The organism is Furfurilactobacillus rossiae DSM 15814 (assembly GCF_000428925.1).
Taxonomy (GTDB): domain Bacteria; phylum Bacillota; class Bacilli; order Lactobacillales; family Lactobacillaceae; genus Furfurilactobacillus; species Furfurilactobacillus rossiae.
Window position 1 is genome coordinate 30,802 of record NZ_AUAW01000008.1, and the last position, 26,414, is coordinate 57,215.

The 26,414-nt window shown below is 43.0% G+C and carries 24 protein-coding genes, 1 pseudogene, 1 CRISPR repeat array and 1 riboswitch (1 of these 27 running past the window's edge); of the genes and pseudogenes, 8 read left to right on the plus strand and 17 right to left on the minus strand.

The window, feature by feature from the left end; genetic code table 11:
- Positions 1–138 precede the first annotated feature (138 nt).
- Positions 139–1,089 carry a quinone oxidoreductase family protein gene (locus tag G400_RS0106550; RefSeq protein ID WP_017261302.1) on the minus strand — a complete coding sequence of 317 codons (951 nt, stop codon included), beginning with the start codon at positions 1,087–1,089 and terminating at the stop codon, positions 139–141.
- Positions 1,090–1,201: 112 nt separating this feature from the next.
- Between G400_RS0106550 and G400_RS15705 the strand changes: the two genes are divergently transcribed.
- Positions 1,202–1,699 carry a MarR family winged helix-turn-helix transcriptional regulator gene (locus tag G400_RS15705; RefSeq protein WP_017261303.1) on the plus strand — a complete coding sequence of 166 codons (498 nt, stop codon included), beginning with the start codon at positions 1,202–1,204 and terminating at the stop codon, positions 1,697–1,699.
- Here G400_RS15705 and G400_RS0106560 read toward each other — a convergent pair.
- The 4 genes from G400_RS0106560 to G400_RS0106575 all read right to left on the minus strand — a co-directional run bounded on the left by G400_RS0106560 (position 1,696) and on the right by G400_RS0106575 (position 5,507).
- Positions 1,696–2,055 (minus strand): DUF6176 family protein, encoded by a 360-nt coding sequence (locus tag G400_RS0106560; protein ID WP_017261304.1) that lies wholly within the window; start codon positions 2,053–2,055, stop codon positions 1,696–1,698. The genes G400_RS15705 and G400_RS0106560 overlap by 4 nt on opposite strands.
- A 27-nt stretch (positions 2,056–2,082) precedes the next feature.
- Positions 2,083–2,793 carry a hypothetical protein gene (locus G400_RS0106565; RefSeq protein WP_017261305.1) on the minus strand — a complete coding sequence of 237 codons (711 nt, stop codon included), beginning with the start codon at positions 2,791–2,793 and terminating at the stop codon, positions 2,083–2,085.
- 315 nt (positions 2,794–3,108) lie between these two features.
- A complete protein-coding gene (locus tag G400_RS0106570; protein ID WP_017261306.1) occupies positions 3,109–5,235 on the minus strand; it encodes an ATP-dependent Clp protease ATP-binding subunit in 2,127 nt (708 codons plus the stop codon).
- Between the two features lie 50 nt (positions 5,236–5,285).
- The gene (locus G400_RS0106575) at positions 5,286–5,507 is read right to left on the minus strand and encodes a helix-turn-helix domain-containing protein (RefSeq protein WP_017261307.1); all 222 of its coding nucleotides are present in this window, start codon (positions 5,505–5,507) and stop codon (positions 5,286–5,288) included.
- A 177-nt stretch (positions 5,508–5,684) separates the two neighbouring features.
- On the opposite strand from G400_RS0106575, the gene G400_RS0106580 reads away from it, so the two are divergent.
- Together G400_RS0106580 and G400_RS0106585 are read left to right on the plus strand one after the other, a co-directional pair.
- The gene (locus G400_RS0106580) at positions 5,685–5,942 is read left to right on the plus strand and encodes a GlsB/YeaQ/YmgE family stress response membrane protein (RefSeq protein ID WP_017261308.1); all 258 of its coding nucleotides are present in this window, start codon (positions 5,685–5,687) and stop codon (positions 5,940–5,942) included.
- A gap of 254 nt (positions 5,943–6,196) precedes the next feature.
- Positions 6,197–6,672: pseudogene (locus G400_RS0106585) on the plus strand (glutathione peroxidase).
- A 68-nt stretch (positions 6,673–6,740) separates the two neighbouring features.
- On the opposite strand, the gene ribH reads toward G400_RS0106585, so the two are convergent.
- From ribH to spxB, 6 genes are all read right to left on the minus strand, one after another.
- The gene (gene ribH / locus G400_RS0106590; RefSeq protein ID WP_017261309.1) at positions 6,741–7,211 is read right to left on the minus strand and encodes a 6,7-dimethyl-8-ribityllumazine synthase; all 471 of its coding nucleotides are present in this window, start codon (positions 7,209–7,211) and stop codon (positions 6,741–6,743) included.
- Positions 7,212–7,257: 46 nt separating this feature from the next.
- The gene (locus tag G400_RS0106595) at positions 7,258–8,466 is read right to left on the minus strand and encodes a bifunctional 3,4-dihydroxy-2-butanone-4-phosphate synthase/GTP cyclohydrolase II (protein ID WP_017261310.1); all 1,209 of its coding nucleotides are present in this window, start codon (positions 8,464–8,466) and stop codon (positions 7,258–7,260) included.
- Complete coding sequence (locus G400_RS0106600; protein ID WP_017261311.1) at positions 8,450–9,061, minus strand: riboflavin synthase; 612 nt, start codon at positions 9,059–9,061, stop codon at positions 8,450–8,452. The genes G400_RS0106595 and G400_RS0106600 overlap by 17 nt, the downstream gene beginning before the upstream one ends.
- Positions 9,061–10,149: a bifunctional diaminohydroxyphosphoribosylaminopyrimidine deaminase/5-amino-6-(5-phosphoribosylamino)uracil reductase RibD gene (gene ribD / locus G400_RS14655; protein ID WP_017261312.1), complete on the minus strand. Its 1,089-nt coding sequence runs from the start codon at positions 10,147–10,149 to the stop codon at positions 9,061–9,063. Before ribD ends, G400_RS0106600 begins: the two co-directional genes overlap by 1 nt.
- 490 nt (positions 10,150–10,639) lie before the next feature.
- Positions 10,640–10,786, minus strand: a riboswitch (FMN riboswitch).
- Between the two features lie 64 nt (positions 10,787–10,850).
- A complete protein-coding gene (locus tag G400_RS0106615) occupies positions 10,851–11,492 on the minus strand; it encodes a hypothetical protein (protein WP_017261314.1) in 642 nt (213 codons plus the stop codon).
- A gap of 110 nt (positions 11,493–11,602) precedes the next feature.
- Positions 11,603–13,468: a pyruvate oxidase gene (spxB, locus tag G400_RS0106620; RefSeq protein ID WP_017261315.1), complete on the minus strand. Its 1,866-nt coding sequence runs from the start codon at positions 13,466–13,468 to the stop codon at positions 11,603–11,605.
- Between the two features lie 451 nt (positions 13,469–13,919).
- On the opposite strand from spxB, the gene G400_RS0106625 reads away from it, so the two are divergent.
- Together G400_RS0106625 and G400_RS0106630 are read left to right on the plus strand one after the other, a co-directional pair.
- Positions 13,920–14,693: an ABC transporter ATP-binding protein gene (locus G400_RS0106625; RefSeq protein WP_017261316.1), complete on the plus strand. Its 774-nt coding sequence runs from the start codon at positions 13,920–13,922 to the stop codon at positions 14,691–14,693.
- On the plus strand, positions 14,694–16,391 hold the full coding sequence (locus G400_RS0106630) for a hypothetical protein (protein ID WP_017261317.1): 1,698 nt from the start codon (positions 14,694–14,696) through the stop codon (positions 16,389–16,391). It begins immediately after the preceding gene.
- Between the two features lie 153 nt (positions 16,392–16,544).
- Here G400_RS0106630 and G400_RS0106635 read toward each other — a convergent pair whose 3' ends face one another.
- The 4 genes from G400_RS0106635 to G400_RS0106650 all read right to left on the minus strand — a co-directional run bounded on the left by G400_RS0106635 (position 16,545) and on the right by G400_RS0106650 (position 20,614).
- On the minus strand, positions 16,545–17,009 hold the full coding sequence (locus tag G400_RS0106635; protein ID WP_017261318.1) for a MarR family winged helix-turn-helix transcriptional regulator: 465 nt from the start codon (positions 17,007–17,009) through the stop codon (positions 16,545–16,547).
- A gap of 124 nt (positions 17,010–17,133) precedes the next feature.
- A complete protein-coding gene (locus G400_RS0106640) occupies positions 17,134–18,789 on the minus strand; it encodes a peptide ABC transporter substrate-binding protein (RefSeq protein WP_017261319.1) in 1,656 nt (551 codons plus the stop codon).
- A 406-nt stretch (positions 18,790–19,195) separates the two neighbouring features.
- Complete coding sequence (locus G400_RS0106645) at positions 19,196–19,792, minus strand: helix-turn-helix domain-containing protein (protein WP_017261320.1); 597 nt, start codon at positions 19,790–19,792, stop codon at positions 19,196–19,198.
- A gap of 531 nt (positions 19,793–20,323) precedes the next feature.
- Positions 20,324–20,614: a hypothetical protein gene (locus tag G400_RS0106650; protein WP_017261322.1), complete on the minus strand. Its 291-nt coding sequence runs from the start codon at positions 20,612–20,614 to the stop codon at positions 20,324–20,326.
- A gap of 284 nt (positions 20,615–20,898) precedes the next feature.
- Between G400_RS0106650 and G400_RS0106655 the strand changes: the two genes are divergently transcribed.
- Together G400_RS0106655 and G400_RS0106660 are read left to right on the plus strand one after the other, a co-directional pair.
- Positions 20,899–22,143, plus strand: a complete 1,245-nt coding sequence (locus G400_RS0106655) for a peptidoglycan bridge formation glycyltransferase FemA/FemB family protein (RefSeq protein WP_017261323.1) — start codon at positions 20,899–20,901, stop codon at positions 22,141–22,143.
- 266 nt (positions 22,144–22,409) lie between these two features.
- Positions 22,410–23,582 carry an iron-containing alcohol dehydrogenase gene (locus tag G400_RS0106660; protein WP_017261324.1) on the plus strand — a complete coding sequence of 391 codons (1,173 nt, stop codon included), beginning with the start codon at positions 22,410–22,412 and terminating at the stop codon, positions 23,580–23,582.
- 96 nt (positions 23,583–23,678) lie between these two features.
- Here the strand turns inward: G400_RS0106660 and G400_RS0106665 are convergent, their stop codons facing one another.
- The gene (locus G400_RS0106665) at positions 23,679–24,041 is read right to left on the minus strand and encodes a bacteriocin immunity protein (RefSeq protein WP_017261325.1); all 363 of its coding nucleotides are present in this window, start codon (positions 24,039–24,041) and stop codon (positions 23,679–23,681) included.
- A gap of 170 nt (positions 24,042–24,211) precedes the next feature.
- Here G400_RS0106665 and G400_RS0106670 point away from each other — a divergent pair, with 170 nt between their 5' ends.
- Positions 24,212–25,087, plus strand: coding sequence for a DMT family transporter (locus G400_RS0106670; protein ID WP_017261326.1), 876 nt, complete (start codon positions 24,212–24,214; stop codon positions 25,085–25,087).
- Between the two features lie 75 nt (positions 25,088–25,162).
- Here G400_RS0106670 and G400_RS0106675 read toward each other — a convergent pair whose 3' ends face one another.
- Positions 25,163–25,582, minus strand: coding sequence for a hypothetical protein (locus G400_RS0106675; protein ID WP_017261327.1), 420 nt, complete (start codon positions 25,580–25,582; stop codon positions 25,163–25,165).
- A 737-nt stretch (positions 25,583–26,319) separates the two neighbouring features.
- A CRISPR array of direct repeats spans positions 26,320–26,414; the repeat unit is 36 nt; unit sequence GTTCTTAACCCTATTGATCTGACATACATCTAAAAC; it runs 772 nt beyond the window's last position.

Sequence of the window (26,414 nt, forward strand, 5' to 3'; positions counted from 1 at the left end):
TACACTACATTTACGCAGGAATGTATCTTGAAAATATCGCTATAACTTTTAACACATCATATAAGACAAAGAAGGCAACACACTGACCTTTCTAATCAAATATCAAGTAAATAGCACTATTGCTAACCATTCAAAAAACTAATTCATCGTATAAACAACGCGTTTTGTGACATCATTCCAATTGGTTTCATTTAACTCTGTTAATGGCATCGTCGTCGAAGCAATCTTGAATTGACCAACGCTGATTAACTGCGCCAATTCGGGCAGTTCCGCTAAATATTGTCTAGCATTAATGCTACCTTGACCACTACCAACTAAATTCAAGTTTACGGATCTGAGTGCTGCACTTGGGAGCACCATATCGGCGCCGCTCATACTGCCAATTTCAATCCATAGCAATTGTTGACTGTGGTTCTGGCGAGCTGGTAACATCACTTTCATCGCTGTGGATGCTGCGGTGCCCCATAAGTAATCCAACACAACATCCACGTCGGCAGCTGCTGTAAACGCAACTCTTAATGATTCCTGATCATCTCGAAGCGAAATCGTCTGTGTTGCGCCTAGTTCAGATAATGCTGCCAGTTTTGTTTGATTACGGCCCACACCAATAACTTCGCTGGCACCAAGATAATGACTAATTTGAACGGCCATCTGACCAGCTGCTCCGGTTGCGCCTAAAACCATGACTTTCTTGCCCGTCAACTCTCCCACACGAACCTTAATTGACATCCAAGCGGACATTGCTGGATTCATTCCCGCGGCAACTCTTGCTGCATCAATACCATTGTCCAAGGGAATAAAACGGTGGTGATCAATCACCGCTTGCTCGGCCAGCGCGCCATATTTGGCATTTGACGTGATAAAGTAACCTGTCTGGCCCGCCTCCGTTTGCCCAACACCATCTAGTCCTGGTACAAATGGTAATTCGCCAGTGCTTGTGTAATGTGTGCCATTTGCTTGTGAGCGTACACGGGGATACACTGCGGCAGCCAGCACATGAACCGTCTGCTCGTTTGCGGCTGGCTTCGGCGTCTCGATTACACTAACTTTTGGTGCCTCTTTAAAATCATTTACAACTGCTGCTTTCATATTATTGCCAACTTTCTTTTTGATTATTAATTACCAGTAATTTATAATTGAGTATAACCATTTGATATTAAAATACAATAGATTACCGGTAATTTATTTTAGGAGACATTGCATGACTAACTCGCAAATGCAGCAAATATACCAATCTATCCACGATTTAAATGATGTTCACGAAGACTTTAAAAAAGCTTTTTGGCAAACATCAATTGATCATTTTCAAAATCAACTGACTGATCAAGTTGCTACTAAACTTCGTAAAATGCAGATGACGCACTCGGAAATGCAGATTCTCAGTTTCGTAACAGAAGCGCCTGAACGAACACTGGCTTATCAAGATTTGGTCGGCAAAGTTCCCTTCTCACAAGGAATGCTTTCACGCTACGTTAAAAAGCTGGCGTCAGCAGAACTATTGACGCGTTTTCACCAAGCGGATAATAAAAAGGCCGTTTACGTTTCCGTAACCGACCTTGGACAACTGATTGCTAAACTGCACGCCGACATGCACCAAACGGAGCGTGACCTTTACGCTAACGCGCTGGCACCCTTCGATGACACGCAAATGCAAAACGCCGTGGACGTCATGCACGCACTAGCAACAATCAAACTTTAATTCTCATACAGTCGTGACATTTTCTGCGTCAACTCATCCGGAACATAGTTCACCACATGATCAAACTTCAGTGACGGCACACTTTCATCAATACAGTCCTCCCAGTATGCGACATGCCGTTTGTCCAGCTCACTCTCAGAATCCTCAACCGGCCTTGGATTATCACCCTGAATAGAATACCAGCACAGATACAGATCATTGCCAATCATTGTCGAAAAGACTGATTCTACTAACATTTTTTCTGCGGGTAAGGTTGCCAAGAACGCTTGCCGATTATCTGCCAGAAATTTCAACCATTCCTGGGCTTCTGCGTGTTTATCTGACTTGACCCTGAAACCTTCCAGTTCTGTCTTCATTGTTATTTCTCCTTTAATTTTCGATGTCTAAATATAAAATCCTTTTATTGTAATCAGGTAAAAACCCATTTTCTGAATAACATACCAGACATACTCTTCTTTCACTAAGCCATTGTCCTTCACATATATTGCTTCTGGTTCATAACGCGCGTTTTGACAGAGAAAATGGAACTCCATTCGTTTAAAACCTATTTCCATACAGTATTCTTTGAGTGTTTTTACTACACGGCTTATATTATCTTTAACTTGGAATTGCTTCACTTTCGACGAATTAACCATAAAATCAAAATTTATAGCATTAAATTGTAATCCTTGAACTCCACATTCAACCATGAAGTTTCCATCAAAAGCTATGTTCCTGTTGTTATTGTTTCTATATTCTAAGCTAACTTTTCTGTTTGAACTATAGATTTGATAGAAGAAGAACCGACTCCCTCCGTTCATTTGCAATAAATTATTCAGTCTCTCCCGTCTGCTATGTGAAAAAGCATATATTTTTTCACATACTGATTCTTTTTGATACTCATTTAGCCCGTTTGTCCACATATCAAACATTTGTTTACCAGGCACGTGCAAAATGCTCAAGCCCTTCATGATTGCTACACTCGTAGATAACCTTGGAGCGACTTTATTATATTGAAAATTTGTGATTGTTCTTCTAGTGAGACCGGATACTTTTGCCAGTCTACTGATACTAATGTCATTGCTACTCATAATCGAAACTAATGTACTTTCCATTTTTTCATCACTCCATGTGCAATCCAACTAATTTACCTTGTTTCCATATGTTTCATTTTATAGTGCAACGCCGGCAAAAGTCAGATGGTAATTCACATTATTTCACTTCATAAAAAAAACAACATAACGCCCTTTGGTGGCACGTTTTCGGTAAAAAAACTTTTTAACCAATACAATATTTTCTTATTATTAACATAATCAATTCCAGAAAAAAGAACTCTAAAATATCCAATTTTACCTTCATCAAGTAAAAAATATGTACAACAAAAGACCAGCATCTTAATAAGATACTGGCCTTTGTTATGTGGTCAAACACTATTCGGTAACGCTGTCTTTGTCCAAATCCTTGATCTTGATTTCCCCATCAACCAAATCTGCTTCCAGATGTTTGGCATCCAAGTGATCCAAGTAAAAGTCAGTGACACGGTCACGAATTTGTTGTTCAATAACCCGACGTAATGGACGTGCGCCCATCGCTTCATCGTACCCTTGATCGATTAACCAAGCTTTGGCATCATCCGTTACCTTCAAGGTAATTTGCTTCTTAGCCAACGTTTGGTTAACGTCATCGATCATCAGGTCCACAATTTGACCTAAGTCATCTTTAGTTAGATGACTGAATTCGACGATTCCGTTGAACCGGTTCAAAAATTCTGGACGGAAGTACGGTGCCAACTTGTCCATCAAGCTCTTGTTCTGATTCTCATCGGTACTCAAGCTTTCGTTGCCAAAGCCGGCGTTAGATGTGGCAATGATAATGGTGTTCTTAAAGTCGACCACGTTTCCTTGACCGTCTGTCAAACGGCCATCATCCATGACTTGCAGTAACAGGGTTAACACTTGTGGGTTAGCCTTTTCAATTTCATCAAGTAACACGATGGAGTATGGGTTACGACGAACTTTTTCCGTCAACGTGTTGGCGTTGTCTTCATAACCAACGTAACCAGCAGTCGTCCCAATTAATTTGGAAACAGCGGTGGTATCCGTATATTCACTCATGTCCAAACGGATAATCGCATTCTTGTTACCAAACATGTCGAGCGCGAGTTGCTTAGCCAATTCCGTCTTTCCGACACCGGTTGGGCCGACAAACAAGAAGCTCCCAATTGGACGATTGCCTTCGTCAAAGCCGGCACGGTTACGACGGATTGCCCGAGCAACCATGTCAACCGCTTCATCCTGACCGATAACCTTACCCTTAAGGCGTTTGTTAATGGTCTTCAACCGTTCAATATCGCTGGCGCCCATTTGTGAAACCGGAATTCCAGTCAACCGTTCAACAGCGGCGGCGACATCATTGACAGTTGCGACTGGGCGTTCTTCGTGACCGCCATCTTTCAACTGTTTGGTTAACGCATCGACTTTGGCTTTTGCCTTACCAGCGGCTTCAAAGTCTTCCTTATCAGCGGCAGCCTGTTTGTCTTGTTCAGCCTGCTTCAATTGTGCTTCCAAACTAACTTTGTCAGTAACTGGATGTTGTGCAGCCAAGTGTGCAGCTGTCATGTCCAGCAAGTCAATCGCCTTGTCAGGCAACGAGCGTTGTGGAATGTACTGAACCGCGTAATCAACAGCGGCTTTCAGAACCTCGTCAGGCAAGTCAACGTTGTGGTGATCCTGATACAACTTGCGAATCCCTTTCAGAATCGCCACGGTATCTTCTGCACTAGGCGCATTAACCGTAACATCGTTGAATCGGCGAGCAAGCGCTGCGTTCTTCATGATGGTGTTTCTATATTCGTCTTGTGTAGTTGCACCAATGACCGTCAATTCACCACGGCTCAGTGCTGGCTTGATGATGTCGGCCATGCCTTTGCCACCATCTTCACCACCAGTTGAACCAGTGCCTAAAATCTGGTGAATTTCGTCGAAGAATAGGATGACATTGCCAGCTTTTTTAACTTCTTTGATCAGGTTTTGAATATTTTCTTCGAAGCTACCACGATATTGTGTACCTGCTTCTAATGAAGATAGATCAATTGACCAAATCTGCTTGTCCTTGATGGCTGCTGGCACATCGCCATTCACAATTGCTTGTGCCAGTCCTTCAACGACGGCCGTTTTACCAACCCCAGCATCTCCAACAAGAATAGGATTGTTCTTAGTACGACGGCTTAAAATTTCGGCTGTTTCCTGAATTTCCTTATTCCGGCCAATCACCGGGTCCAGCTTGCCGTCGCGAGCTTCCTGAGTTAAGTTACGACCCAGTTTTTCCAGAATGCCTTGCTTCTTTCCGCTTTGAGCCGCCTGTTTGCTACGCCCTTGTTCAGACGCTGCCAAACGACCATTTTTTCGGTATTCTGCAAATTCTTCCGGTGTCATCTCGCGACCATTAACTAGATAACGTGATTCTGAGTTAATCCCGTTCATGTTACCCATTAATTGATTAAAAATATCGTCCATGTTGTTGCCAAACGGATCGTTAGAAAAGTTTTGTTGTGCCATATTTAATTTCCTCCTCTGTACTAATGCTTCAGTTCAAAGCTCTTTAAAGGTTAGTTCATATAATGTGACTCCAGATCCCTTAGGATTTCCCACATTTGAACGTGCTGTGCACGCGCCAATGCATCTAGATCCCTAATATTCAACGGGGTCGCATCTGTTTGTCGTTTATTAAACGACTTGTGTAAGGTGGTATACCCGTAGCCACTACGCTTAGCCACCTCATAGATGGTCAAGTCATGCTCGACCAAATACGTCTTCACATCAATTTTCATGACATTCTCGGTAACCTCCCTTCGATAAATACTATATCACATCTGTGAATGTAGCACAAGTGTAAATGTACCACAAATGTGAATTATTTTAGGCATAAAAATTGAGCTATTCATCATTTCTTGATAACGTTAAATCAACGCAAAACCTTATTGCTTTCATAAGAAAGGAGCTTGCTTATGCTTGGATGGTTATGGTCGCTTATTGTTGGTGGAATAATCGGTGTTGTTGCTGGGATGATCACAAATCGTGATTTGCCAGCCGGAATCATTGGTAACATTATTGCCGGTCTGGTCGGAGCGTGGCTGGGTCAAATGATCTTCGGTCACTGGGGCCCAATGCTTGCTGGCATGGCAGTCTTCCCGTCCATTATTGGAGCGGTAATTCTGGTGTTGATTGTTTCAGCAATTTTCGGTATGCGTAAACGTAAAGAATGAGGTTTCATAGAAAAAAGCCATCCCCTCTGGATGGCTTTTTCTATGATTTACCTTTCGAGGAATGGAAGTATATTTCCATGTTTGCTAATTCTTGATTTTGGAAGGGTACTTCCATTTTGTCTGTTTCACGTGAAACGTCCGGTACCAGCCTCAAAACTGTAAAATCCCGATTCTCGCATTATTTATGAAATTGACGCACAATAACCACAAGCAATGGTGTAACAATATCAAGCAACTAGAAAGGAGCATATTTAATGGCATCAATCTATGATTTTTCGGAAACTGAAATGAGCGGCCAAACCATCCCATTAGACAACTATCGCGGTCAAGTTCTCTTGATTGTAAACACTGCTAGCAAATGCGGTTTTGCGCCACAACTGGAAGGCTTAGAAAGCCTGTACAAACAGTATCATGATCAGGGTTTCAATGTTCTTGGCCTGCCGTCGAATCAATTCCACCAAGAGCTAGAGACGGATGAGGAAACGGATGATTTCTGCCAAGTTCACTATGGCGTAACCTTTCCGATGACAAAGCGTGTTGCTGTGAATGGTGACGATGAAGATCCGTTATTCACCTATTTAAAGGACGCTGCTGGTCATGGTCGAATAAAATGGAACTTTACCAAGTTTTTAGTAGGTCGCGACGGCCAGGTCATCAAACGCTATGCACCACAGACAAAGCTGAGAAGTTTGAAACGGACATTGTGGACGCATTAAGCCAAGCTGAATAATTATCTATGTAAATCACGAGTTCTGTTGGCTCGTGATTTTTTGTATCTACATGCGGACAGTAGATCACCTAAGCATTGGCTAATTGCTTATGCAGATCAATTAGCTCAAGAATATCCGCTGCTACGTCGCTCCCCTTGTTACCGGCCTTGCCACCAGCCCGTTGTTGCGCCTGCTCTAAGGTATCCGTTGTTAATACACCGAATACGACTGGTACGTCACTGTTCAAGGCCAATTGACCCACGCCCTTGGCCACTTCGTTACAGACATAATCATAATGGCTAGTTTCGCCACGAATCACCGCACCAAGTGTAACTACCCCTGCGTAACGATTTGTTGCTAGTAATTGCCTGACCATCCCTGAAATTTCAAACGCACCCGGTACCCAGACAACGTCAATGTTATCATCGTTTACTTCATGCCGGTGTAGCATATCTTGCGCACCACCCAGTAGTTTGCCTGTCACCGCCTCGTTAAAACGGCTGACGACAATCGCAATTTTACCTGAATGTGCTAAATACTCTCCTGCAAAAACTGTCATTTTCTTATCCTCCACTATTAATAGTTCTTATGAATTTATCCACCGTTTAATCAACATGTAAAGCATGATGAAATTTAAACTGCTTTGTTCTTAAATAATCGTGATCCTCGGCGTACGCAGGTACTTCAAGTGGCACACGTTCAACCACTTCGATGCCATATTTTTGTAGACCAGCAATTTTATCTGGATTATTGGTCATCAAACGAATTCTGTCGACACCCTGATCATGTAACATTGCTGCGGCAATCCCGTAGTCACGTTCATCTGGTTCAAAACCAAGATGTTCGTTTGCCTCTACGGTATCAAGCCCCTGTTCTTGTAACTGATAGGCGCGCAGTTTGTTTTTCAGTCCAATCCCGCGACCCTCTTGGCGTAAGTACAACAAATAGCCACCTTCCGCGCCGATTTTAGTCATCGCCGTAGCAAGTTGTTGGCCGCAGTCACAACGTTTGGAACCCAGCACATCCCCTGTAAAACACTCCGAGTGCAAACGTACTAACGGAACATCACTTGCACTCGCCGAAGTTGAATGAAGGAGTAACTGCAAACGTTGATCCGTCGCACTCTCATAATCGGTTAATGTAAACTTGCCATACTGCGTGGGTAACTTAACCTGTACATCAGCCGTGACTGCCCTGTCGTTAATCAAGTAACGGTATTGAGTCAAGTCATCGATTGTGATCAACGGAATTCCTAACTTCGTTGCTAACTGTTTTAGTTCTGGCAAACGTCGCATATGACCGTCAGTGGTTAATGTTTCACAAATATACGCAGTTGCTGGCTCCTCGCCTGCCAGACGGGCCAAGTCGACTGCCGCCTCTGTATGTCCACGCCGAACAAGCACACCACCTTCCCGTTCAATCAATGGAAAAATGTGGCCGGGTCGTTCAAAGTCAGCTTCAGTCGCGTCAACCTGACCCAAGCGGCGGATTGTTGTTGCGCGTTCATACGCTGAAATACCGGTGCTCGTGTGACGTTCATCCACGCTAACCGTGAACGCAGTATGAAAATGTTCTGTGTTTTGCGTAGTCATCAAAGTCAGGTTTAACTGCTCTGCTTTTGTGGCTGTCATAGGCACGCAAATCAAACCGCGACCATCCTTCGTCATTGTGTTAACTGAATCTGGCGTTGCTAGCGAGGCAAGTCCAATCAAGTCCCCTTCGGCTTCTCGGTTGGCATCATCGACCACTAGAATCAGTTTGCCATGCTTCAAGGCCGTCAGTGCCGTTGTTATTTTTTCAGTAAGCGTTGCCATATGCTTGGTCTCCCTTCATGTTCTGTAAGTAGCGATAAATGACGTCGATTTCAATATTCACCTCAGCACCCGCCCGTTTAATCGCAAGGATAGTAGCGGACTGCGTTTGCGGAATAAGACTGACAGTGAACCAGTTGGCCATTGCCTTCACAACCGTCAGACTGGTGCCATCAACGGCAATTGCACCTTTGGTCACCACTTGATTAGTTAACGCTTGTGGCAATCGAATCTGAACAAACCGTGCGTTTTCATCCTGCCATTCTCGAATAATGCGGCCGACGCCATCCACGTGTCCCTGCACGATATGACCGTCAAACCGGCCATCTGCAGGAAGCGCTCGCTCAAGATTGACAGAATGCCCAATGTTCATTGAGGACAGCGTCGTTCGTTTGAATGTTTCCGGCATTACGTCAAGGGTTACGTTTGAGTCACTCACCGATGTCGCCGTCAGACAAACGCCGTTTACTGACAAACTGTCGCCCAGCTGTAGACCCGTTCTAATATTCGACGGTATCGTGATTTCTAGCATTAAGGTATGGCCCTGACGATGAATTTGTGTGATCTTACCAAGACCACTAATAATTCCAGTAAACATCAGTCCAGCCCCCAATCTGCCGCCAGTGATGGCCGGATGAATGCCATTTTAGTGGCATTCCCGCACTTTTCTATCGTCACTGGGGTAAATCTCATTCGCATTGAATCCGCACGACTGGCGAAGGATGCCAGTGACCGACCACCAAAGATTTCCGGAACTTGATAAATAATAAGCTGATCGACCAATCCAACACGAAGAAAAGCATCTTGGATATGAGCGCCGCCTTCGACTAACACAGATTGAACACCTTGATCCGATAACGTTTGAATAACCTTGTCAATTGACCACTCCGACGTTTTAAAGGTTCGCCGTGTATCTTTGTCTTCAATGCCTTTTGTCGACTCTTTCCCTGTCACAAAATGCCATAGGGGCGCCTCATTCGTTTGCCACAAACGTGATGTATGAGATACTCGATTTCTGCGATCCAAAAGAACACGAACAGGTGGGTAGGCTACCCTTTCTTTGACCAGCAAACGTGGATCATCATCGATTGCCGTTTGACTGCCGATCAAAATTGCCTGCTGTGTTGCGCGTAAGTGATCAACGTCCGCATTGGCTACCATATCAGTCAAATACGTCCGTTTGCCATCGTTCAATGACAATTTACCATCCAAACTTTGAGCAACTTTGACGGTCACCAACGGTCGTTGATACTCATAGTAAAAGTTGTAGGCACGATTCAATTGCCGAGCGACCGTTTCCATCAGGCCCACATGAATCTGAACCCCATGCTCACGCAAATAGGCAATGCCTTTCCCGCCAACTAAGGGATTCGGGTCCTGTTGCGCAACATAAACTTCTTTGACACCCCACCTCACCAATTGGTGGGCACATGGCGGCGTTTTGCCATAATGACTGCATGGTTCCAAAGTGACATACATCGTTGAACCAATCACATCTTCGGGGTGTGTTACATGTTGATACGCGTCAACTTCAGCATGGGCATGACCAAAGCCAACGTGATGTCCCACAGCCAGTACGCGATCGTTTTTCACAATCACAGCACCCACCAGTGGGTTCCGATACGTTAAACCAGCGCCCAAACGTGCTGCAGCAATCGCTTGCGCCATATAGTCCGACTGTATCATCCAACCACCCCGTTTTTAAATGTATTGAAAATTGCTCGGTTCTTCCCGAGCTTCGGCATCACTCTACCTAAACGTGCACCTGTCGCCCAGAAGCCTGCGCATAACCCGGAAGACGTTTCATTCGCGAAACCATCGAATGCCACATCTTCCACGTTATTGCTCAACTTCTCCTAGGGCTTCGGCATCACTCTACCTAAACGTGCACCTGTCGCTCAAGATCCTGCGCATAACCCAAAGCCACCCGCCTACAAGCACAGTCCGCTTGCATGCAGTCGCCTTTACGTTATTGCTCGGTTCTTCCCGAGCTTCGGCACCACTCTACAAAAAAACGCCCCGCGAATATAAAAATTCACGGGGCGGTAAATTTGCCTAGGTAAACAAACCCTGATGAAAGCATTCCATCAACGTTTGTAACGATGATCGTTGTGAGACTGCACCAATTAAAAAAACGTACTGCATAATTAACTGGTCGGCCACAAATGATCATCACCAATTTCTTCTCCCATCCAGACTGTACTGTCGGTTGCAGATTCACACTGCATCAACCGCTTGCGCGGGTCACGGACTTCAACAAGCTGTCAAACGACACCTTGTTGTCACCGTCGGTCGGGAATTTCACCCTGCCCCGAAGAAATGATTTATTCAACTGGCATAAAGATATTAGTTTTCAAATTAATTGTCAACGCACAAATTATGATGGCTCAATTTATGACAATGGGGTAATTGCGCGCCGCTACTGGATCAGCAACGCTAATCTGCTGGCGCAAAATAATTTGCCACTGTGATCGTGGCAACGCCGTCACGTCGTTTAAGTACAGTTCTCGGTGCCAGTCATCGCCGTGATCAATAACAAATGGGCTATTGCCGATAAACATTTGCAGTTTTTCAACCAATGCTGGTGTAACTAGACCGATTTGGCTAACCTGTGCTTCCAGCCCCTCTTTGAACCGTTCATAAGTAACATCACCAATCATTGGCATACTTTCCCTTAGTTGATTGATAGCAGCAATCACAGCATCTGCAGGCATAAAATTGGGTTGTTTCATTCGCATCTGGTAGCGTTCATGGTCATCGTGTAAAGTTCCGTACCAATTCACCATCAAAGGGTAGTGTACAAATTTACGAAAGGTTGCAATGGGAATCCCATGTGTCGGTGCAGTTGACAGGAATTTCCCCAACGTTAGCAAAATTGCCGCATCACGCATGAATTCGGCACTACTTTCATCCCCTTCGCCATCAATCCGCAGATAGTTCCGTTCACCAAGGTCAACAATACTGCCATCAGTCGTTGTCATTGCGTATTCGTCTGGCTCAACTTCGGCCCAATTGAACAAAAATGCCATGTGCATCATCCCCACTTTTTGTGGCGACTTTATCACATGGCATTTTGTGTTTGCTGAAATTCAATCTTGCATTTGTCGGTTAGCGAACAAACTAAATTTTATATTAGCAATTAATCTTCTTCCGAGGCTCCAGTAGACGCGTCGATATCACCTGATTGTGGGTCAGCTTCCACTGGTGTTTCCTCCTCCGTGTCTTCAGAAGCGCCCGTCGATGCATCGGCTTCGTTTCCGTTGTCTCCAGAAGCTTGTTTCAAAAAGTAACTAAATGGCTTTAATGCCTGAGCTTGATACTTTTCGACGAAGGCATCTACCTTGTCCTTAGGCTGGAAGCTCGGATCAAGGAACATGTGTTGCGTTGTTAGTGGCATTTCATGGGTAAATTTCACATCAATGACCACTGGCGCACTTGCCTGTTTTGCGGCGGCCATGGCTTGTTTGAAATCGTCCAATGTCTTAACGGTATATGCCTCTGCACCCATCCCACGGGCAATAGCGGCCCAATCTGTTGCTGGCAGATCAACACCAGAGAGTGGCTGATTACTGTCGTCTTTTTGTTCAGCTTCGATAAAGCCTAGCGTTTCATTGCTGAAGACGATGTTCACAATATTCAGATGATACTTGACCTGAGTCAGGATTTCTTCCATCAGCATGGCAAACGCACCGTCACCGCTCAGACTGTATACATCGCGGTGCGGGTAATTGATTTTCGCAGCAATTGCAGCCGGCAAACCATAACCCATGGTTGCGTATTGACCGGAAGTCGTCCATTTTTGATCGCCGTGAATATCAACTAAACGTTCAAAATTGATGTTGACGTTACCAACATCAACAGCAAAGACAGCTTTATCACTAGCCGTTTGGTTCAACACATTAAAGACTGGTTCTGGCCGAAGTGGTACTTCTTCATCATCTTTGAAACTATCTTGCCAAGAGCGCCAATTTTCTTTGTCAGCTAGCGCAGCTTTATAAAAAGCACTCGGTTCCTGCTGTTCACCTTTAGCTGCAATAGCTGCTAGCGCTTTCTTGGCATCGGCGAGAACTGGCACGTCAATATGATGCCGTTTGCCAAGCTTTTCAGAATCTACATCAATCTGGATAACCTTCGCCTTCGGAGTAAAGAGCATCGAGCTAAACGGCGAGTCATTCCCAACCCAAACGATCAAATCAGTAGAAAAGCCAAGGTCAGCACCAGGTTTAGGTGCAACTCGACCCGTTGAGCCCATGTAAGCTGGATACGTTTCATCCAAGACACCTTTGCCCAAAACGGATGAAACCAGTGGCATCTTAAACTTTTCAGAAACAGCCTTTAATTCATCAGCGGCACCAAACGCACCCTTGCCAAAGTAAATCATGGGCGCCTTAGCCTGTTCGATCAGTTTGACAGCTTCTTCGATTTTTTGCGGATCTGGTTCTGGATATAGTGGCGCAACGTGATTAACTGCGTTTGATTCATACGTATCATCAATCATGGCCCAGCCAAAGTCTTTAGGAATCGTCAATACGGCAACGCCGTGATACTTATAGGCGTGCCGAATCCCCTCGTCAACTAGCTGTGGCAACCCTTCAGCATTCATTGCGGTTTTATTCCAAACAGCAACATCGTTGAAGGCTGGTTCCTCATCCATGGCTTGGAAGAAATCCCGGTTCATATTACTTGAAGGCACCTGGGCCACAATGGCCAGCAACGGTGCGTGGTCATGACGAGCATCATATAAGCCATTCATTAAGTGGATGGCACCGGGGCCTGCTGATCCAAAACAAACCCCAATCTTACCAGTTAACTTTGATTCCGCTGAGGCAGCTAATGCGCCAGCCTCTTCGTGACGAACCTGAATGAACTTCAATTTATTACTCTGGTTATAAAGAGCGTTCATTGTTGAATCAAACGAACCACCAGGGTAACCAAAAATATGATCCACGCCCCACGCTTCAATTACCTTCAGTACTGCATCTGAACCACTAATCTTATTGGCCATATCTGGTCTCCTTTCATAAATCATGACAGTTTTTAATTACTGTTTATCAAAGTTTCAATATAAATTTCCAATATCGAAACTTTGTGAAAAATGAAATCGCTTTCGGTGATTAATGTAAACGCATCTTTTTCATCCGTCAAGCTGTGAAATAGTTAACAATACGTGCTTTAAATACCTTGCCACAACAGTCTTAGCCTAACTTTTCAGAAAAGATTGTCAGAGAATATAAAGCTCAATGTTTAGTTCACTTTTCGGCAGTCAACCTAGCTCATTTTCACAATTTTAGGCCATTTGTTACACGTGAAACGTAATCAGGTTTCTGGTCACCAGTTAACAAAAATTCCGCCATAATGTGCCGAAGGTTAGCACTTCAATCGGTAGTCTTTTCGCCACTCAAACGCCATCTTACGATAAAATAATAAAAAAGTTATTATCGAGGAGGCGTTTAAAAATGACAGATGTTTTATCATTGAACCATGTTGCCAAACATTTTGAAAATCATCAGGTGCTAAGAGACGTGACGTTTGCAATTCCAGCTGGTCAAATCGTGGGCTATATCGGTCAAAATGGTGCTGGTAAGAGTACCACTTTAAAAATCATTCTTGGCCTAGAGCAACCTAGTGACGGTGAGATAACTATTTTAGGCCAGTCACTGCACGAACATCGTGATGAACTCATGCAGAGAATCGGTTATGTACCCGAAAATGCTGATATTTTTGAAGCCCTCACTGCCAATGAATACCTTAGTTTTATTGGCCAACTCTATGGGTTAACCGAGGCGGATGCTCGCTACAAAGCGCAACAGCTGCTCACCATCCTAGGTAATGGAGATAGTTTCAACAAACCCATCAGCAGCTTTTCAAAAGGCATGCGGCAGAGCGTATTGATTATTGCGAGTCTTCTACACAATCCTAACTTACTGTTTTGGGATGAACCACTGAACGGACTTGATGCCAACACCGTCCTAATCATTGAAGAGGTCTTGGGTAAACTTCGGTATCAAGGCAAAACCATCTTTTACTCTTCTCATATTTTAGATGTCGTCCAGGCCGTTAGTGATCAAATCTTGTTACTTCACGATGGCAGGGTAGCGGCCCACGGAACGTTTGCTGATCTATCAAACAGCACTGACACTACCCTCCAACAGCTGTTCAATGACATGACCGGTTTCAAAGAGCATGGTGAAAAAGCCCAAGCGTTCATCGACGTATTGGGGGTGTCCTAAATGCTCTATAAAAAAGGAAAAGCTAACAAAGAAAGTGGACTACTTGTTTTTTTGGATCGCTTTCAATCGTTGTTCGCCAAGCGTCATATTAATTACCAGAAACTGCGACTTATTTTGAAATATAAGCTATTACTTTATACTCGCGACACTTCCTTCTTCACTGTCTTTATGCAAATGAAAACGGACAACGTTAAGAAAGATGACGAAATTCCCACCGCTCGTGGTCTTTTACGGTCACTGTGGTATTACGGCATTTACGGCGTAATTTTCGGCCTATTGCTATTATTTGGCACTTCATTTTCAGCCATGTGCTACTTTTTTCTCGCTTATTTCATGATATTATTCACCACTATTTTATCGAGTTTTTCGTCTGTATTACTCGATCCACGAGATCGACAGATTATTGGTATCCGTGGCGTTAATGATCAAACGCTAAATGCTGCGCGTTTGATTCACATCAGCTACTATGTTGGTATTATTGCCTTTCTACTCGTTGGTCCAGCATTTCTGATATTGATTTGGCGAGCATCCCCAATATTTGCCATCTTATTTTTAATTGATACCATTTTATTCACAATATTCACATCGTTTGTTGCTTTGTTATTGTACTTTGTCATTCTTCATACATTTAACGGTGACAAGCTACGCAACATGATTAACATCTTTCAAGTTGCTTTCATGATTTTAATCTATGCGGCTACCCAATTGCCAAACTTGTTAGACAATCTCAATGTCAGCTTTACGATTTCGCCAATTTGGCATTGGTGGAGCGTCATCGCTTTTCCATTCTGGTTCGCCGCACCATTGGCTGCGTCGCAAGGCACATGGACGCCAAGCCTAATCATCTTCACCGGCTTTGCTATCCTGGGGTTAATCTTAAGTGTCATCTACTACCTTCACATCAGTAGTCAGTTTGAAGTCATGCTAGAAAAATTAGCCACTCACTCGGATAAAAGGCCACGTGTTGGCGTTTGGCAACGATTAATGGTCTTGCCGTACCGTCACAATCTTCGCAAACGTGAGTATTTCAACCTGGCTTGGCGGCTCAACCAAACGGAACGAGACTACCATCTGCGGGTATATCCTGTTTTGGGACTCACCGTGGTCATCGTATTCGTTTTTCTTGTCGAATTCGGTATCGACGGCGGTCATTGGGAAGCACTCTTGCAGAATCGTTGGCTAACGCTGACCGTTTACGCAATGGCCTTTAGTATTCCGCAACTGATCATCAACCTTAGATACAGCAGTACTCCCGAAGCCATCAGCGTTTTCAAAATCATTCCTGGTTTTCACGCCCATGACTTTCGCCAAGCAACCGTTTGGATGGTCGTGGCTAGATTATTAATCCCACAGGCATTACTACTTGCCGTGTTATTAACACCTTTACTTGGCTGGCAGGCCTTAATCACTGACATTAATGCAACGCTTTATGCGTTATTAATTTCTCAAATCATTGCTGGGCAAAGCATGAGATTGCCGTTTGCCGCTGTATATACAGCCAGTCAATCCAGTAGTCTTGGCCTAGCCAACTCGTTTATAACCGTGTTAGTCCTCATCCCCGGTGTTGGTCTTAATGCGGTTGCGTTACTTCCAAAACTCGGTTGGGGAAACTTCTTAATTACTGGTGTATGGCTAATTATTTTGAGTCTCACCTTGTATCGTTCAAACAAGGCCGCGACTATTAGTCCTCAAGCGTAGTCAAAATACAAAATGTTAAAAGTTAGCAGTCTGTGATGACTTCACCTACCACTCGATTCCACATAAAAAACGCTGTGCAAGCCAATGAGCCATTAGTGACCCATTTTCTTACACAGCGTTTTTGTATAACTTATTTCTGAGTGTCGACAACAACTACTTAGCGGACAAATCTTCGCCTTCGACAGCTTTTAACCGATCTGACAAATCGAACATTGCTGAACGTGAGTTTACATAGGTATCGTCATCGTAATTCAGCAAATCCTGACAATCAGTTACATGTTGGTAGATTTCATCGCGTTTAGACTTGGCTTTAGCCGTCAATTTAACAACAACCTGACGTTCGTCAACCTTTGACCGCGTCCGTTTGACCCAGCCGTTGGTTTCCAAGCGACGTAGTAATGGCGTTAACGTACCGCTGTCCAAACTGACACGTTCACCAATTTCATTGACCGTTAACTTGTCCTGCTCCCATAACACACATAGGGCAATGTATTGCGGGAATGTTAGTCCGTAAGGCTTCAGTGTTTCAATATAAAAATGATTAAATAATTTATTCGCGTTATAAACGGCGACACAAAGCTGGTCGTCGATCAAACGTGGTTTAACGTCTGCTGCCATGGTGATTCCTCCATTTACAATGCCACTTAAAGATCCTTTTTAATACCAACAAGACTATCACATAGGACCCTTAAAAATCCAGTTACATAATTGTGAACCATACATGACAACCGACAAACTTCCATCACTTAATGCTTGTGTATTTATAATTCCACTGCGTGCCGGCCGTGTTATGGATGATCCCCTGAACGTTGTTCTGCTGCAAATATGCATAGTTTGCTTGATACAGTGGCGTAAAGCTCTGTACTTGATTTAAATACTGACTTGCCTGAACCAGGTCTTGCCAACGTTTGCTAGAATCATTAGCGTCTGCATTCTGAGCACGATCAATTAAATCGTCGTACTTCGTGTCTGACCACTTACCGTAATTATACGCCGTATTGGTCTGGGGGATTTGCAAAAAGGTTACCGGATCGTTAAAGTCGCCTCCCCAACCTGAGAGCATAATGTCAAACTCACCTTTTTGACCTTGCTGATTAGCGGCCTTAGAAGGAATTGAGCGAATGTTCAGCGTTAATCCTGGTAAGTTCTTTTCAAGCTGACTCTTAAGGAACTGTGCCACCATCGGACTCGTGCCATCATCGTCTGTCGACAGCAGTGTAAGTGTGATTTTTTTCTGATCAATTTCTTTCAAGCCTGTGGCAAACTTCTTCTTGGCTAGTGTCGGCTCATAAGCGACTGTATGGGCAACTTTTTGCTCACTAGCAAAGTCCTTTTTGTTCTTGGCATCAGTGGCTAATCCACCTGGAACAAACCCAGTTGGCACGCGAGAACCATCACCTAAAACCTTCTCTGTCAGCTGGGCTCGGTTGACAGACAATGCGACCGCCTGACGAATGTTCAAGTTATTGATTGCTTTGTTATTCGTGGCATCAGAATCATGAAAATTCCATTTCAAATATGTCATGTACGAATAAGGATACTGCCGGAAGCGCGGATCATCTTTGTAGTTTTTGACCTGTTGGTTAGACAATAACGTCAAACTTAATTTCTTTTGATCGAAAATTTCTACACCGGTCGTGTTATTGCCAATAACTTGATACGTAATTTTGTGTAGCTTAACGACTTTTTTATCCCAGTACTGATTGTTCTTGACGAACTGCCAATGGTTACCGGTCCCGTTCCAACCCGTCATCTTAAACGGACCGCTGTATACCATATACTTTGAAGAAGTGGCATACTTTTTACCATATTTATCAACAATCCGTTGGTTCTGCGGTGCAAACAGCGGGTACGCCATCAACAGTTTAAAGTACGCAATTGGCCGCTCTAACTGAACGACAACCGTGCTTTTATTCGGTGCACTGATTCCCAACGATTTAACAGATGCTTGACCAGCATTTACGCGGTTAGCATTCTTAATACCGTCAAACAGGTAAGCGTATTGCGACTTGGTCGAAGGCGTTAGTGTGCGCCGCCATGAATAAACAAAGTCCTTTGCAGTCAGCGCATCACCGTTGCTCCATTTTAAGTTTGGTCGCAAATGGAAAGTGTACGTCTTACCATCCTGACTAACCTCAGCGGACTTGGCTAATCCGGGCGTAAGACTGCCCTTTTTGCCTAACCGATAAAAGCTCTCGAATACGTTACCGGTTTGACCATAGCCAGTGGCTTTAGATAAATCAATAGTATCTAGCGGTGTTTGTGCCGACAATTTAAGTGTTTGACGATCACTGCTAGTACCTTTCTTGCCACATGCCGTTAGTACCAATGCCATAAGTGCCAGTAATACCGTCATTAACGTTAAAACTCGTCTACGTCGCTTTAAAGAAAATTCCATACTTGTCATACCCCTCAAATTTATTAATTGTCGTGGATAAGAGTAGTATCAGCGACCGAGGACGAAGAGTATCGTCTACGTACACAAAAAACGCATCTTATCCACAGATGGACAAAATGCGTTGTCACATGATTCTTTTTTTACGTTGACCGCCAAATTTCAAGCTAGCGTGCCATCGTCATTAAAGAAATCCCGTTGTGTCAACAGACATTGTTCACCATGGTCATCGACTTGGTTGATAAACAGTTTTGACAACAACAGAATTGTTTTAATGACATGTTTGGCACTCCTTTTGCTTAAAATTTATTAGCCCATGACTAACTGAAAGTAAGCATAACCATTTCAGTTCAGCACGTCAACGATTTTTTATGGGATTTTGACATTTGAAAGATTCAACGCTCCGCAATCAACTTAACTGAACAATAAAACGATAAATAAAATACGGGACCATAGCCACAAACGTTAAGATTAGGCCACACAGCGTGAAAGCCAGCACAATTTTAGTTTTGTCCCACCCATCACGCCACCAATTACGTTGCTGGCGTAGTTGATCAACATTTTCACCATTCATATAGGCGATGATTTCTTTATATGTGTGCACATCAGCTTTGTGATTTAGATAATCTATATGGCAACTGACCAGGAAAGCCGCAATAAAGAAAAATCCGGGAGCCAGCAGCACCCATCCTCCTCTTGGTAAGAACATTGATGGCACTATCGCAATAAATCCAGCGACTGTCAAACCAAGCATCCATTTCACATCACGATCTGTTTTGTCGGTATACACTTTATGTTGCATCGCCGCCACATCTCCTTTCACTAATTCATCTAGAGATGTGTCAAACAGCTTGCTAAGCAATAACAGATTCTCAATGTCTGGATAATTACGGCCATTTTCCCAGTTAGAAATCGTTTGTCGCGACACATATAGTCTCTCGGCAAGCTCATCTTGGGTTAATTTTAGTTGCTGGCGATGAGACTGAATCTGCTTACCAATATGCATGTTGGCACCTCTCATTTTGAATTGTCTCAGGATACGCAAATTTTGCCATCCAAGATGTTTGTCAGTCACGATAAATCGTTTTTACATTGCCGTTTGTTAGTGCTTGTTGGTCGGCTTTCCATTCTTTTAGGGCATTCCACTGCAGCGCTGCAAACATAAAAAAGCGCCAGCATTCTCTACCGGTGCTTCTAATTATTTCCCAGGAAATAAATTAGTCGACCAACCAATTTACAGAATCTTGCTGTAATGCACTTATTGAGGCGCATTATGATACTAACATTATATAAAACGATTATGAATTTGTGCTACGTGGGTACCACCCTAATGATTAAGACTGCCACTACTCAGGCAATCTTATTTATTTAAGATGATTTTTCACCATATTGTTTTGATCATCGCAATTGTTGAGTTTACCTTGGCTTGGCACATTCGAAAAAAATTCAAAATAAAAATAATCTGAAATCTGTGCAGCATCCAAAAATAGGATTACCCAAGTGGCAAGATGCGCGTTGGTTAATCCTATTTCTTTAGTTAGATCAGCGGCTTGTTGCTGTAATCGCGATACAGGCCTGGCAGCACTGTGTTGAGGTGGGCCATTTCCTTGTTGCTGTGCACGATCAGCATGCCGACGTTCGTGGCGATCTTGTCGCGCATTGGCAGCTTCATCGATACCGGCTTGCCGTTATTATAGCCGCGGCCGACCCAGGCGTTGACGTTCCAGACCCTGTTGCCGTCACCATCAAGGCGAATGGATTCAATCATGAATACCGGGATCTTGACTGGCCCTGCAGAGATCGTGTTGTTGGCAATGATCATCGACATACAGTCGTCACCCTTAGACACTCGATGTGAACTCTGCGATTATCAGCTTCTTGACGTAGGTCAACAAACTATCACCGAGAGAGGCAGTACTGCATTAAAAACTTTTTCATTTCAGTAAATAACAGTATTAATATTTCCAAGGCATAGTTAGGTCACCATCTTTTAAAACTACTGATAACTTTCTTAAAAAAATTTCCTGTTACCGTTTTAATAATCAACTTTAAGGCCATTTAAAGGTCGAACCCTGATAGTGAGTCTAATCTTGATTTGATGGAGGTTTGCCTATGTTAACTGTACAAGAAATCGATCCTACCGAATTTATGTCGTTTGAACAACATTGTCCCACCGGGAATTTTTATCAAACCATCTGGCAACAACGACTCTTATTACGGGAACATAACCTCACCACGTTTCGTGGCCTATATGAAGACAATGAATTAGTTATGGCCGCACTATTGGTTGGTCGAAAAATTCATTTCGGTTATCGGTTCGAAGTATACGGTGGACCAGTGATTGCACCGAACAAAGTCAGCGTCACCCGACTACGTGTCTTTCTTGCAGACTTGGAGCAATATGCCTTTCAGCATCAAGGACTCGAATTGAAACTCGTGCCGAACCTAGACTGTCACGTTTTGGATAACGACGGCACAATCATCGATTCGCAAAATGAAACACTAACGCAAGCACTCTCTGAAATCGGCTACCATTACGCTGACTTCAAGTCCGTTGGGTATAAGACCGCTGCGCATGCTAATCACTATGTTTATAAAAAGGATCTAAGTCACTTGAACACTGACACCTTGACCAAAAGTTACAGTCCTAAAGCACGCTATAACCTTAATAAAGCCAAAGAATTTGGCGTCACCCTCCGAGAAATTCCGTTTGATGAACTCAGTGAATTTAAATACAACACCAATAAAACGGCTGAACGGCTGCACTTTAAAGACAAGTCGCTCGCTTATTACCAAGATGCTTTTGAAACGTATGGCAACCAGGTTCAGTTTGTCGTTGCGGAACTGAATTTGAACAATTACATTGCCATTTATCAGAAAAAAATCACGCACAACGATACACAAATCAACGAACTGACCGCCAAGCATAAAGGTTACAACGAAGCCAAGATTGCTGATCTCAAACGTCAATTAAATAACCACACGCGAAAAATCGCTCAAGCTAAAATGTTTGCTGACGAATATGGCACGACGTTAAATATCGCCGGTGCAATGTTTATCATCCAACCACAAGAAATGGACTATGTTTTCAGTTACACAAACGAAGAATTCAAGATGTTTCGTGGCCCATTTCTTATTCAGGATGCCATGATGCATGAGGCAATCAACCAACACATCCAAACGTACAATTTTCTCGGTATTGCTGGTGAGTTCGATGGCTCTGATGGCGTGTTTGAGTTCAAAAAGGGATTTAATGGTTATCCGGCTGAAGAAATTGGTGAATTTACCAAGATTTTACGACCAGCAAAATACCGAATCATTTCCACATTAAGAGGACTCAAACAGTTCGTTTCTTAAAAATTTTCCTACTATTTCAAATGCGTGTCGTTTGTTAACAGTTGAATTACGCAACAAATAAATAGTCATGCTTGTGAATTTTGTTTATTATCTATGAAAGCGATTCCGTGAAAACGGCAATCTGATAACTAGCATATAATCCCCGCAACAATCGAGTTTGTGAATCGTTAAAAATGGTCTTGATAATTGTAACTTTTATAGTTATAGTTTATTTATGAATGAGTTGTTAAATGTTTTCACAAATAATGAAAGAAGGTTTTTCAGTTATGGCTGAACGTAGTTACGATTTCTTAATGCCAAGTGTTAATTTCTTTGGCCCTGGTGTCATTGAAAAGATTGGTGACCGTGCCAAGATGTTAGGCATGAAGAAACCTGTTATCGTCACTGACAAGTTTTTGGAAGGTTTGAAAGATGGTGCCGTTCAACAAACTTTGGCTTCATTGGACAAAGCTGGCGTTGATTACGTTGTTTACAACAATGTTGAACCAAACCCGAAGATCCGCAATATTAAAGAAGTTAAGAAGTTATATGAAGAATCTGGTGCCGACTCAATCATCACTGTCGGTGGTGGTTCTGCTCACGATACCGGTAAAGGTGCCGGTATCATCCTGACAAACGGTGACGACATTACTAAATTGGCCGGAATTGAAACCTTGGACAAGGCTTTGCCACCATTGATTGCCGTTAACACGACTGCCGGAACAGGTTCAGAATTGACCCGTCACGCCGTTATCACGAACGAAGAAACACACTTGAAGTTCGTTGTTGTTTCATGGCGTAACATTCCGTTGGTTTCCTTCAACGACCCAACTTTGATGTTGGACGTACCAGCCGGTTTAACTGCCGCAACTGGGATGGACGCCTTCGTTCAATCCATCGAACCTTACGTTTCTGTTGACCACAACCCAATCACTGACTCACAATGTATCGAAGCGATCAAATTGATCGAAACTTCTTTACGTGAAGCCGTTGCAAATGGTCACAACCTAGAAGCTCGTACTAAGATGGTTGAGGCTGAAATGTTAGCCGGAATGGCCTTCAACAATGCTAACTTAGGCTACGTTCACGCCATGGCTCACCAACTTGGTGGTCAATATGACGCCCCACATGGTGTCTGCTGTGCATTGCTGTTGCCTTACGTTGAAGAATACAACATCGTTGCTGACCCAGAACGCTTTGCTGAATTAGCTAAGATCATGGGCGAAAACACTGATGGTTTGTCAACTCGTGACGCCGCTGAGTTGTCCATCAAGGCCATGAAGCAAATGTCACAAGATGTTGGCATTCCAAAGTCCATCAAGGAAATCGGTGCAAAGCCTGAAGACTTTGAATTGATGGCTGAAAATGCCTTGAAGGATGGGAACGCCTTCTCCAACCCTCGTAAAGGTACTAAAGAAGATATCATCAAGATCTTCCAAGCAGCTTACGACGCTAAATAAGCTTTGACAAGATACATTAAATTTGAGTAGTAACTGAAAATAGTGGTCATCCAAAATGTTGGATGACCACTATTTTTATGTCTCAAAATTACTTTTTTATCGCTTAGGAATCTTTTCTAGCAAACTGTAGAATTGCGATTTGTCAGAGTAATCTGCCATGTAGACGCCGTTTAGCCCTGCCCTTTGACCAATCGTTTCCAGTTCAATCACCAGATTTTCTTGGTCGGATGGGAAATGAATCTTAGCCTTCAGCGCCTGACTTCTAATATAGTTAACGAGTCTGTTAACCAGCGCTTCGGGATTTTTGACGTCATCCATTTTTTTGTATGACTGTAATAACACATCTGTGATATCACGTAATTCCGAAGACTGATCTTTTCGAACAATCAACTGATTGTATAAATCATCTATGTATTGCTTTGCGTTTGCTCTAACTGTTAAATCCTTGTCTGTACTCATATAATCGCTCCTTTTTAGGTATTAGCAGAAAAATATTGTTGTATAACTCTACTTTTCCTATTGTAAACGTTTTCTAGTGAGAGAGAAAGACGCAATGTTCCCAAACGGTGTTTACAATTGTAGCAACAGCATGATAGCGTTGAATAATATCAGTGTAAAAGGCGGGCATCATGAAAAAGACATCATCATTAAGTGGTCATATTGGGGCACTCATTACCATTTTTCTGTGGGGTACAACGTTTATTTCAACAAAAGTACTGTTACGCAGTTTTCAGCCGGTAGAAATTTTACTCATTCGTTTTATCATTGGCGCAATCGCATTATTCCTCATTTATCCGAAAATTTTTAAGTTTACGTCGTGGAAACGTGAAGGGACGTTTGCCCTTGCCGGTTTGCTAGGAATTTCACTCTATTACTTGTGCGAAAATCTAGCGTTGACCTACACCCTTGCGGCTAACATTGGGGTCATTGTCTCGGTTTCCCCGCTCTTCATCGCCATCTTGTCCGCTGTGCTTGATCACAAACGGTTATCTGGCAGCTTCATGGCCGGTTTCGTATTAGCTATCGCAGGTATCGCACTCATTTCGTTCAACGGAACCGGCGGCAGTGGTCATGGCAGCATCGTTGGCGATGTATTGGCATTGTTAGCGGCTGTCATTTGGGCGTTGTATTCATACATCGTGACACGTATGAATACTTTTTACTACAATTCGTTTCAAATGACGCGACGCACATTTATGTACGGTATCATTTTCATTCTGCCGATTTTCTGGCTGACCCATGGCAGCATCAATCTTCCCACCCTAGCAGAGCCATTAAATCTGGCCAACATTCTGTTCTTAGGGTTGGGCGCCTCCGCGCTATGTTTTCTGCTATGGACCTTTGTCGTGCAAAAACTCGGTCCAGTACAGGCCAGCATCTACCTGTACCTTGTCCCCGTCGTTAACGTAATCGCCGCGTGGCTCATACTGAAGGAACCAATTACACCGGCGATGATTGTCGGCATCGTGCTGACTATTGGCGGCTTGGTGTTATCGGCGAGATAAAACATTACTAGTAGCAACTGAGAATACAATACATTGCAATCCCTTATGAAGGCCATAAAGTTCACTTTTCTATTCTTAAGAATTCAAATTATTTTCTTTAACGATTCTCCTCATAATTTTTAATAAATCACGTTTGTCTTTATATTCAAAATTTAAATCTAGGTCTCCCCGATCTAAAATTCCCGAAGTCAGACCAAAACGATTTAACAAGATTGTACTTTTATACAACCCTTTTGCCAGCTCGTGTAGGCCAGCAATATTTGCGTCTATATATGAGTCTTCTAAAATAACCAAATCTGCACGCGATAGAAGGTTAGTATTAAAACCGTCTTTTTTCCCTTCAGTACTCAAATAATGCACGTCATCGAACGCCGAAAAGCCGATCACCAAATTAATGACGTTTGCGTGATTAATAAAAAAATTCAAGATAAATTTATTAAATTCCAAAGAAGCAGAACTACCATCAGTCGACAAATAGGTGTAAACCTTTTTCATAATATCTCCCCTGTAACAATGATATACTATCTATTCGTCTCCGATTGTAACTTTATTTATTGGAGAGTGCCACAATTGTGAACTATTAGACAAAAATGAAAGGTTGGCTTCCAGAAATAAGAATTATAACATTTGTCTAAAACCCTCCCCCAGGGCATCATGCAAGTAATCCAAAAGCCTCCCTAAAAATGCAATAGTGATTACCAAATTTTAAGCACGTTAACTCAAAAATCCGCTAGTCAGAATCCATATCCTATCACTAATTGATATCGAACATTTCAAAAAGACCGAAGTAAACAAATTATTTCCGCAGACCCTCTTAGTACTAGCTGTCTAAAAAATTCACCAGACAGCTTTACTAGTAAAATTTATTCCAAATAAAAAAGCGTTCGAAATATCTTTTTCGAACGTCTCTTAATCTAGCAAAACTTTAGTTCAAATTAACCCTATTGATCTGACATACATCTAAAACCTGTAACACGATATACCATCTACCGTCCAAATTGCTAGATATAATGTAAGGGTATCATAAACATGAAACCTCTACATTCATTTTATCCCTTTATCTAACCAACAATTTGATCAAATATAGTAATTACACTAATGATTTTGTTCCATTACTCCGTTAGGTTTTCCATAAGCGTAAAAATTTTGTAGCCATTGATAGCTTCATTTTTCCACCCGCCGATCTGACATACATCTAAAACATCGTGGCTGTGCGGCCAAGGTTCTGCATGGTTCTTAACCCTATTGATCTGACATACATCTAAAACATGATTGCGGATATGTTTATTGATTCTCACGTTCTTATCCCTATTGATCTGACATACAT

Bases quoted from the DNA above. Each gene is read 5' to 3' on its own strand.
- G400_RS0106550 (WP_017261302.1), bottom strand. From the start codon at position 1,089: ATGAAAGCAGCAGTTGTAAATGATTTTAAAGAGGCACCAAAAGTTAGT.
- G400_RS15705 (WP_017261303.1), top strand. From the start codon at position 1,202: ATGACTAACTCGCAAATGCAGCAAATATACCAATCTATCCACGATTTA.
- G400_RS0106560 (WP_017261304.1), bottom strand. From the start codon at position 2,055: ATGAAGACAGAACTGGAAGGTTTCAGGGTCAAGTCAGATAAACACGCA.
- G400_RS0106565 (WP_017261305.1), bottom strand. From the start codon at position 2,793: ATGGAAAGTACATTAGTTTCGATTATGAGTAGCAATGACATTAGTATC.
- G400_RS0106570 (WP_017261306.1), bottom strand. From the start codon at position 5,235: ATGGCACAACAAAACTTTTCTAACGATCCGTTTGGCAACAACATGGAC.
- G400_RS0106575 (WP_017261307.1), bottom strand. From the start codon at position 5,507: ATGAAAATTGATGTGAAGACGTATTTGGTCGAGCATGACTTGACCATC.
- G400_RS0106580 (WP_017261308.1), top strand. From the start codon at position 5,685: ATGCTTGGATGGTTATGGTCGCTTATTGTTGGTGGAATAATCGGTGTT.
- ribH (WP_017261309.1), bottom strand. From the start codon at position 7,211: ATGACAGTTTTTGCAGGAGAGTATTTAGCACATTCAGGTAAAATTGCG.
- G400_RS0106595 (WP_017261310.1), bottom strand. From the start codon at position 8,466: ATGGCAACGCTTACTGAAAAAATAACAACGGCACTGACGGCCTTGAAG.
- G400_RS0106600 (WP_017261311.1), bottom strand. From the start codon at position 9,061: ATGTTTACTGGAATTATTAGTGGTCTTGGTAAGATCACACAAATTCAT.
- ribD (WP_017261312.1), bottom strand. From the start codon at position 10,149: ATGATACAGTCGGACTATATGGCGCAAGCGATTGCTGCAGCACGTTTG.
- G400_RS0106615 (WP_017261314.1), bottom strand. From the start codon at position 11,492: ATGGCATTTTTGTTCAATTGGGCCGAAGTTGAGCCAGACGAATACGCA.
- spxB (WP_017261315.1), bottom strand. From the start codon at position 13,468: ATGGCCAATAAGATTAGTGGTTCAGATGCAGTACTGAAGGTAATTGAA.
- G400_RS0106625 (WP_017261316.1), top strand. From the start codon at position 13,920: ATGACAGATGTTTTATCATTGAACCATGTTGCCAAACATTTTGAAAAT.
- G400_RS0106630 (WP_017261317.1), top strand. From the start codon at position 14,694: ATGCTCTATAAAAAAGGAAAAGCTAACAAAGAAAGTGGACTACTTGTT.
- G400_RS0106635 (WP_017261318.1), bottom strand. From the start codon at position 17,009: ATGGCAGCAGACGTTAAACCACGTTTGATCGACGACCAGCTTTGTGTC.
- G400_RS0106640 (WP_017261319.1), bottom strand. From the start codon at position 18,789: ATGGAATTTTCTTTAAAGCGACGTAGACGAGTTTTAACGTTAATGACG.
- G400_RS0106645 (WP_017261320.1), bottom strand. From the start codon at position 19,792: ATGCATATTGGTAAGCAGATTCAGTCTCATCGCCAGCAACTAAAATTA.
- G400_RS0106650 (WP_017261322.1), bottom strand. From the start codon at position 20,614: ATGTCGATGATCATTGCCAACAACACGATCTCTGCAGGGCCAGTCAAG.
- G400_RS0106655 (WP_017261323.1), top strand. From the start codon at position 20,899: ATGTTAACTGTACAAGAAATCGATCCTACCGAATTTATGTCGTTTGAA.
- G400_RS0106660 (WP_017261324.1), top strand. From the start codon at position 22,410: ATGGCTGAACGTAGTTACGATTTCTTAATGCCAAGTGTTAATTTCTTT.
- G400_RS0106665 (WP_017261325.1), bottom strand. From the start codon at position 24,041: ATGAGTACAGACAAGGATTTAACAGTTAGAGCAAACGCAAAGCAATAC.
- G400_RS0106670 (WP_017261326.1), top strand. From the start codon at position 24,212: ATGAAAAAGACATCATCATTAAGTGGTCATATTGGGGCACTCATTACC.
- G400_RS0106675 (WP_017261327.1), bottom strand. From the start codon at position 25,582: ATGAAAAAGGTTTACACCTATTTGTCGACTGATGGTAGTTCTGCTTCT.